Annotated in this window: 8 protein-coding genes and 1 pseudogene; all 9 read right to left on the bottom strand. The window is 62.5% G+C overall.

Translation table 11 applies throughout. The features are described from left to right. Positions 1–315 (bottom strand): class I SAM-dependent methyltransferase (locus ACTHLF_RS16580; RefSeq protein ID WP_440328668.1); only part of this gene is annotated, 315 nt, incomplete at its 3' end. 214 nt (positions 316–529) lie between these two features. Continuing rightward, positions 530–916, bottom strand: a complete 387-nt coding sequence (locus tag ACTHLF_RS16575; RefSeq protein WP_440328667.1) for a GtrA family protein — start codon at positions 914–916, stop codon at positions 530–532. Then, entirely contained in the window at positions 913–2,274 is a 1,362-nt protein-coding gene (locus ACTHLF_RS16570; RefSeq protein WP_440328665.1) for a phosphomannomutase, read from the bottom strand. Before ACTHLF_RS16570 ends, ACTHLF_RS16575 begins: the two co-directional genes overlap by 4 nt. A gap of 7 nt (positions 2,275–2,281) precedes the next feature. Then, positions 2,282–3,259: a GDP-mannose 4,6-dehydratase gene (locus ACTHLF_RS16565; protein ID WP_440328663.1), complete on the bottom strand. Its 978-nt coding sequence runs from the start codon at positions 3,257–3,259 to the stop codon at positions 2,282–2,284. Continuing rightward, a complete protein-coding gene (locus ACTHLF_RS16560; RefSeq protein ID WP_440328661.1) occupies positions 3,256–4,161 on the bottom strand; it encodes a GDP-mannose 4,6-dehydratase in 906 nt (301 codons plus the stop codon). The genes ACTHLF_RS16565 and ACTHLF_RS16560 overlap by 4 nt, the downstream gene beginning before the upstream one ends. After that, complete coding sequence (gene glmS / locus ACTHLF_RS16555; RefSeq protein WP_440328660.1) at positions 4,158–5,987, bottom strand: glutamine--fructose-6-phosphate transaminase (isomerizing); 1,830 nt, start codon at positions 5,985–5,987, stop codon at positions 4,158–4,160. Before glmS ends, ACTHLF_RS16560 begins: the two co-directional genes overlap by 4 nt. 22 nt (positions 5,988–6,009) lie before the next feature. Then, positions 6,010–7,380, bottom strand: coding sequence for a pyridoxal-phosphate dependent enzyme (locus ACTHLF_RS16550; protein WP_440328659.1), 1,371 nt, complete (start codon positions 7,378–7,380; stop codon positions 6,010–6,012). 207 nt (positions 7,381–7,587) lie between these two features. Then, a complete protein-coding gene (locus tag ACTHLF_RS16545) occupies positions 7,588–7,818 on the bottom strand; it encodes a YdcH family protein (RefSeq protein ID WP_440328658.1) in 231 nt (76 codons plus the stop codon). A 336-nt stretch (positions 7,819–8,154) separates the two neighbouring features. Continuing rightward, positions 8,155–8,448, bottom strand: a pseudogene (locus ACTHLF_RS16540) (hypothetical protein); the annotation flags it as partial.

Below are 8,448 nucleotides of genomic sequence, written 5' to 3'. Positions count from 1 at the left end.
CTCAAAGACGTCATTGAACGACACCACGTCAAACGCCTCACCGGCAGGGATTGCAGCTGGGAAGTACCCCGGCAGGATACGATGCCCGCGGGAAACGGCGCGCGCAGCTACACGGGTACTTGGTTCGATACCGGTAACCGTGTATCCATTCTCGACGCCCGCATCCAGGAACCAACCATGGGCACAGACGACATCCAGCAAGCGCCCATTTCCCCGGAATCGGGAAAGAATACCAAACGTCTGGGCAAATCCCTGCTTACGCAGACTCTCCAGACCGGATTCCCGCTCGGCTTCTGCAACGACTCGATCATCCATGGCAAGATCGGATGCCTCGAGGGACGACGCCTCGAATCCACACTGAGGACATCGAAAGTGCCAGCCAGCCAAGCCGGTACACATGATCCCACTACACACAGCACACTGCATGAGAAGCTCCTGGCTGAACCGGTTTGGCGCGCTGAAGTCATCGCGACCGCAAGAACTTACGTCAAGCAGGTCAATTCGTGCAAGCCGTGACGCAACAGAGGGGTTACAGGCCGCGGAACACCCAAAAGCGCGCGCTCAGGAAATTGACGAGCATCCCCACCCCTGATCCGGCAGCTACCGCGACGAGGGGGGTAAGTTTGCCGTGCGGAGAGGTCATGATGACCGCGCTATACGCAGCGTAGTTGATTACGCCACCGAGTGTCATGGCCGCCAGGTATTGCCACCACTCTGCCCAAGTCGAGGATCGCCGGCCGTGCGCAAATGCGAATCGCCGGTTTACCTGCCAGGTCGCGAAGACCGCCGTTAGGAACGACACAAGTCGCCCTGCGAAGTAGCCGATGCCCACCCAAAGGGTGAGATAAAGGACGCTCGCATCCACGACGAACCCCAGGACGCCCGCCGCGGCGAACTGCAGAAACTGGCGCGTCACGCGGCCCCGCGCCCCTGAATCAGGCCGCTAAGCTCCAACGTCATGCGCCGCATAAGATGTACGTCGCCACGCGATTCGACATTCAACCGCAGAAGTGGCTCGGTATTCGACGATCGCAAGTTGAAACGCCAGCGGCCGAATTCCGCGCTTACGCCGTCGACGCGCTCGAGCACCGGGGACCGGTCAGCGTAAAACGCGAGCACGCGCTCCACAATGGCTATAGCATCATCGACGACAAAGTTGATCTCGCCACTGCACGGATAGGCCGACATACGTTCGGCCAATATGCTCGACAGCTGCACTCCAGCCCTCGAAAGCCGTTCGGCAATGAGCAGCCATGGAATCATCCCGGAATCGCAGTAAGCAAACTCACGAAAATAGTGGTGCGCACTCATCTCACCACCATAAATCGCATCCTCACTGCGCATCCGCTCCTTGATGAAGGCATGCCCGGTCTTGCTTTCAATCGGTACCCCCCCAGCGGCACGCACCATGTCAATCGTATTCCACGTCAGGCGCGGATCATGGATGATCTTTGCGCCGGGGTGTCTCTCCAGCAGCTGGGCCGCCAGTAGTCCAACGATGTAATACCCCTCGATGAACTCACCATCGGCGTCAAAGAGGAAGCAACGGTCGAAATCACCATCCCACGCGATGCCCAGGTCGGCTCCATGCGCACGGACGGCATCCGCCGTGGCGGCACGATTCCCGGGGAGCAATGGATTTGGAATCCCGTTCGGGAAAGTACCGTCAGGCTCGTGGTTGATCCGGATAAACTCCAGCGGCAGGTGCTTCTCCAACAAGTCGACCACGGCACCAGCGCCGCCGTTGCCCGCGTTCACCACGACTTTTAGCGGACGGATCGCTGCCGGATCAATGTAGCCGAGCAAATGCTGGATATAGGCTGACTTATCGTGATCCCGCACCAGGGTTCCGCGAACCGCCGCGGATTCGCCGAACGCATCCTCTTCCACCATCCGCTCGATGTCGCGGAGGCCCGTATCGCCGCTGATGGGCCGGGCGCCTTCGCGCACCAGCTTCATGCCGTTGTAATCGATCGGGTTGTGGCTCGCGGTGACCATGATCCCGCCGGCGACACCCCGGTGGAAGGTCTGGAAGTAAACCTCCTCCGTGCCGCACAACCCGATATCGATGGCATCGCGCCCTTCGTCATTCAGTCCGCGCACGATGGACGCGGCGAACGCAGGGCTGTCCTTTCGTATGTCATAGCCGACGACCACCGGGCCCGGGCCGACTGTGCGCGCGAAGGCACGACCCAGCCGGTACGCGATTTCCTCGTTAAGCTCGTCCGGCACGCGGCCGCGGATGTCATACGCCTTGAAGCATTTCATGGACATCCACGCCTCACCGTGACAACCGGCGCAGGTCGGCATCTACCATCATGGCGATCAGCGCCTCCATCGGCGTCTTCGGCGCCCAGCCGAGCCTGGCCTGGGCTTTCGCAGGATTCCCCAGCAGGATGTCAACCTCGGCCGGCCGCATGAACTTCGGATCGATCATTACGTAGTCCTCGTAGTTAAGCCCGACATGCTCGAACGCCAGCTTGCACATGTCGCGAACCGTCGTGGTGATACCGGTGGCGACCACGTAGTCATCCGCGGCGGGCTGCTGCGTCATGAGCCACATCGCCTCCACGTAGTCGCCAGCAAAGCCCCAGTCGCGCTTGCTATCGATGTTGCCCAGTCGCAGCTCGTTCTGATGACCCAGCTTGATCGACGCCACGGCGTGGGTAACCTTGCGCGTCACGAACTCGATGCCACGCAGCGGTGATTCGTGGTTGAACAGGATGCCGCTCGAGGCATGCATGCCGTAGCTTTCGCGATAGTTCACCGTGGCCCAGTGGGCCATCATCTTGGCCACCCCGTACGGACTGCGCGGGTGGAACGGTGTGTCCTCGTCCTGCCGCTCGGCCTTGATCATCCCGAACATTTCGCTGGTCGATGCCTGGTAGAAGTGCGCGTCACGGTTCACGATCCGCACTGCCTCGAGCATGCGAATGGCGCCCGTACCATCGATATCCGCCGTGAGCAACGGCTGCTGCCACGATGTGCCGACGAAGCTCTGCGCACCGAGGTTGTATACCTCATCGGCGCGGGACTGCTCCATAGCGCGGATCAGCGACGAGAGGTCGGCCAGGTCGCCATCGATCATATGGACGTCTTCGAGGATACCCAGTTCTCGCAGGCGCCACGACGTATCGGTGCTACGACGCGGAGCGAGGCCGTATACGTGGTAGCCCTTGCCAAGCAACAGCTGCGCCAGATAGGCACCGTCCTGCCCCGTAATGCCGGTGATCAGGGCCGATCGTTGGCCGTTGCTCATGCTCTGCCTCTCGCGTCGTTCAGTACTGCAGTCAAAGTGTCGCGGATGGGAATCAGTGGTTCCCACCCCGTGTGTTCTTTCAGTAAGGCGGCATTGGCCACCATGCGGCGCTGCTCCGCCGGGCGCATCCGCGCCGGGTCCTGCTCCAGTGCTACTTCGACGCCCGCAAGCTCGCACATCATTTCGATGAGCGCGCGCATGCGGTATTCGCGGCCGCTGCCAATCACATACCGCTGGCCCGCCCGCCCCGAATGGAGCAGGGCATTGTAAGCCGCAACCACGTCGCGAACATCCGTGAAATCCCGGGTGGTGTCGATATCACCCGTAAGGATTACCGGCGTGGCGCCACGCTCAACGGCGATAATCTGCGAAGCAAAAGAAGGCACCGCGAACTGGGGAGCCTGACCGGGGCCGATATGGTTGAACGGCCGGGCGATGATGGCATCCAGTCCATAGGTCCGGTGCCACATGAGAACCAGCTCTTCCGCGGCCACTTTCGACACCGCGTAGGGATTGCGCGGTGCCGCCGGGAGCCGCTCATCCACCGGTAACTCAGCATCCGGAACCAGGCCGTATACGTCGCCCGAGCTGACGTAGACGAGGCGCCCCGCGAACTTCGCCGCAGATAGCGCACGCAGCAGGTTGAGGGTACCCCCAAGGTTGATATCCAGGGTTTCTCCTGGCGCATCAAACGATCGCGGAACGAATCCTTGGGCGGCGAGGTGCAAAACGGCATCCGGTCGCTCCGCCGTTATCCAGATCCGCATCGCCGAAGCATCACGGATATCTAGCCCCGCAGGCGCAGGTATGAGATCCCATCCCTCGAAGCGGCCACGGGCGGCCTCCGCACGAATGGTGGAGCCGACGAAACCGCCGGCCCCGGTGATGATCAGGCGACTCATTCCACCGTCACGGACTTCGCGAGGTTGCGTGGCTGGTCGACGTCCGTACCACGCTGCACGGCGACGTGATACGCAAGTAGCTGCATCGGGATAGTAAACACAGCGGGTGCGATGAGATCGCCGCCGCCGTCCACGAACACCGTCGCTAGATGCTCGGCATCCGTATCCATCTCGACGCGCTCGTCGGCGAACACGATTAACTCACCCCCACGTGCGCGTACTTCCTGCAGGTTCGACTTTAGCTTATCGAGCAGCGGGCCATTGGGTGCCACGGCAACGATAGGCATGTTCTCATCGACCAGCGCGAGCGGCCCGTGCTTCAGTTCACCTGCCGGATAGGCCTCCGCATGGATGTACGAGATTTCCTTCAGCTTCAGGGAACCCTCAAGCGCGACCGGATACTGCGCGCCGCGCCCCAGGAAGAGCGCATGCTGCTTTGTATTGAAATGGTCAGCGATCTTGATGATGTCTCCTTCCGTGCGCAGGGCGTTCTCGATGTAACGCGGAAGCGACTGAAGCTCCTGGCAATGCGCGAGGTAGGCGGCGGAGTCGAGCCCGCGCCGACGGCCGAGGTCGAGCGCCAACAGGGCGAAGGCCGCCAGCTGGGTGGTGAAGGCCTTGGTCGAGGCGACGCCGATTTCCGGGCCCGCGCGGGTCATCAGGCGCAGGTCCGATTCACGCACCACGGAAGACTCGGGCACGTTGCAAATGGCAAACGTAGCGAGGTACCCGCGACGGCGCGATTCGCGCATGGCCGCCAGCGTATCGGCGGTCTCGCCCGACTGGGAAATCGCGACAAACAGCGTGTCGTCCGGCACCACGACGTCGCGGTAACGGTACTCGCTGGCCACTTCCACCACGACCGGGATGCGCGCCAGCTCTTCGATCCAGTACTTCGCGACCATGCCCGCGTGGTAGCTGGTACCGCAGGCGACGATGTGGATGCCGCGGGTCTTGTCGAGGATGGGATCGGCATCGATGCCAAAGATGTTGGGCAGGACGCCGTGGGGGCCAATACGGCCCTCCAGCGTATCGGCGACCGCACGCGGCTGCTCGAAGATTTCCTTCTGCATGTAGTGGCGGTACTCGCCACGCTCGACGGCATCGGCGCTGATCTCGCTCTCATGCGCGGCGCGGTCGACCGGGTTGCCCTGGATGTCGAACACCTGCACATCGTTGCGGGTGATCTCGACGATATCGTCCTCTTCCAGGTACATCATCCGGTTGGTAACCTTGATGAGCGCCTGGGCATCCGACCCGAGGAAGTGCTCGCCAATACCGATGCCCACCAGCAGCGGGCAGCCGCGGCGCGCGCCGACAATCCGGCCCGGCTCATCGAGGCTCATTACGGCGATGGCATACGCGCCTTCCAGCTCGCGAACAGCGGCGGTAACGGCGTCGCGGAGCGACTTGCCAGCCTGCACGTGCTCGTCGATGACCGCACCCATCACTTCCGTGTCGGTCTGCGAGTGAAAGGTGCGGCCCTTCGCCTGCAGCCCTTCGCGCAGGCTGGCGTAGTTCTCGATGATGCCGTTGTGCACGATCGCGATGCGACCCTGCACGTGCGGATGGGCGTTGACCTCGCTGGGCACGCCATGCGTCGCCCAGCGTGTGTGCGCGATGCCAGTACCACCCGGGATCGGATCGGCGTCGTACAGCGCCTCCATCTCACGGACCTTACCCTTCGCACGCACGCGACGGATCTCGCCTTCGTCGGCGATGGCCATGCCCGCCGAATCATAGCCGCGATACTCCAGCGCTTTCAGGCCGGCGATGAGAATGGGAGCGATATCACGCTGCGCAACGGCTGCGACGATTCCACACATGGTCGTTCTTCCTTAGGAAAATTCAGTTAACTTTGCGGCGCAGGTAATTGAGTAGATCGATTCGGGTAATCAGGCCGAGGAACTGCTCGCCATCGACAACGATGGCGACGTGGCCCTTTTCAAACACGGACATCAGCGACTCAATCGACGAGGTCACCTGGATCACTTCCGGCGAAGCAATCATCGCCGTCGACACCGGGTCGCGGAACTTCGATTCATCCGAGTGCACGTGCAGCAGCACGTCCGACTCATCCAGGATGCCGCGGATGCGGTCCCCTTCCATGACCGGAAGCTGAGACACGTCATACAGCTTCATGCGGTTATAGGCCGTGATCAGCATATCGTCCGGCTTGACGACCACCGTGTCGCGCTGCGCATACGGGCGCAGGATCAGGTCACGCAGATCCCCGTAATGCTCGCGCTCAATGAAGCCGTTATCGAGCATCCAGTAGTCGTTGTACATCTTCGACAGGTACTTGTTACCCGTGTCGCAGACTAGGGTGACCACGCGCTTCGGCTCGGTCTGCTCGCGGCAGTATTTCAGCGCGGCGGACAGTAGCGTACCGGTGGAGGAACCACCGAGCACACCCTCCTTCGACAACAGCTCACGAGCCGCAAGGAAGCTTTCCTTGTCGCTGATGGCGAACGCCTTCTCGACCCTGGAGAAATCGCTGATCGACGGCAGGAAATCCTCGCCGATACCCTCGACCATCCACGAGCCCGATTTCTCCGAGAGCGTGCCCTCGTTGATGTACTGGGCGAGGATGGAGCCGACCGGGTCCGCGAGAATGATCTTGGTGTTCGGCGAGTGCTCGCGCAGGTACGCCGTGAGGCCGCTCATGGTGCCCGACGAGCCGCAGCCGACGACGATGGCGTCGACCTTGCCGTCGAGCTGGTCGAGGATCTCCGGGCCCGTCGTCTGGACGTGGGCGGCCGGGTTATCCGGGTTGCCGAACTGGTTGATGAAGTACGCCCCCGGCGTTTCGCGCGCGATGCGCTCCGCCATGTCCTGGTAGTACTCGGGGTGGCCCTTGGCGACGTCCGAGCGGGTGAGGACGACCTCGGCACCCATCGCCTTCAGGTTGAAGATCTTCTCGCGGCTCATCTTGTCGGGGACCACCAGCACAAGGCGGTAGCCCTTCTGCTGCGCGACCAGGGCCAGGCCCAGGCCGGTATTGCCGGCGGTGCCTTCGACCAGCGTGTCGCCCGGCTTGATCTTACCGGCGCGCTCGGCGCCCTCGATCATGGACATGCCGATGCGGTCCTTCACCGAGCCGCCCGGGTTGGCGCTTTCCAGCTTCAGGAACAGCTCGCAACAGCCGGTATCCAGGTGCTGGGCGCGCACCATGGGGGTGCGGCCGATCAGATCGAGGACGCTGTCATGAACCTTCATTGGAACTCCGTATGGTGTGCCGGCAGGGCCCCTTCGACCCTGCCCGATGGGCGCCCATGATAGTGGGTGGCGAGGCTGTTCGATCCCCCGCTGTTCAGGCTACGGCGAAACGATGTATGCGAGGCCCCTGATCCGGCAGGCACACGTTTATGCAGCGCAACAAAAAGGGCGCGACATGCGCGCCCTTTCCTGTACCCATGGATCGACTCAGTGTGGCCGTGAGGCCTGCCAGGAATCCCACATCCGTTCGAGTTTTTCCTTCGCGTGCAGCTTATCCCGCTTCATCTGGGTGAGGTCCCGGTCGCTTAGCGGAAGACATCCGCGTCCGGCTTCCTCGAGCTTCTTGTTGAGTTCCTGATGTTGGGAATAAAGACGACGGGTTTCCGCGTTGGCGTGGATGAACTTCTCGACGTCGTCACGCTGCTGGTTTTCGAACATTGCAGATCTCCTCGCGTTGGGGCCGCCCGCGGCGCGGGACGGTCGTGAGGGGAGCCATGCGGGCTCGCTAGATGGTGCGTGCCTGGTGAACTTCAACGCATGCTCCGGCAGGGTCCCGCCGCGTGTTTTTCACGCGCCGGGAGGTCCAAGCTACTCCCCTGCCAGGGGGGCTGCAAGAGAGAATTTTCGCAAAATCACGCGCAAAAACGGTTGCATCAGCAACGGCTTACGCGGCAGGTGTGGCGGCGGGCGTTGGGGGCCATCGCGTGCGAGCACGCTCCCACAGGGATCGATACGACCTTGTGGGAGCGCGCTTGCGCGCGATGCCTTCGGGGCTTAGTTGCCGCCCGAGGACTTCTTCTTCGACGAACCGGTCGCCGGGGTATTGGCGGGCGCGCCGCCATCCGACGAGTTCATGTCGCGCATGGCACGGGCGGCGGCCTCGGCCAGCGCGGCCTGCTTCTTGGCGGCGTTGGCGACCTTGGCCTGGGCTGCGGCGACCTGACGGGCCTTGTCGCCCTCGGCCTTGGCCTGCTCCAGCGCCTGCGAGTACTCCACGCCCTGCTGCTGCAGGCGGGCGGCCTCTTCCTGGATCATCTGGTTCTGCTGGCGCTGCTGCTCGAGCTGGCG

Origin of the sequence: Luteibacter sp., assembly GCF_051958795.1 — a bacterium.
Classification (GTDB): domain Bacteria; phylum Pseudomonadota; class Gammaproteobacteria; order Xanthomonadales; family Rhodanobacteraceae; genus Luteibacter.
This window is presented reverse-complemented; position numbering and strand designations above follow the sequence as displayed.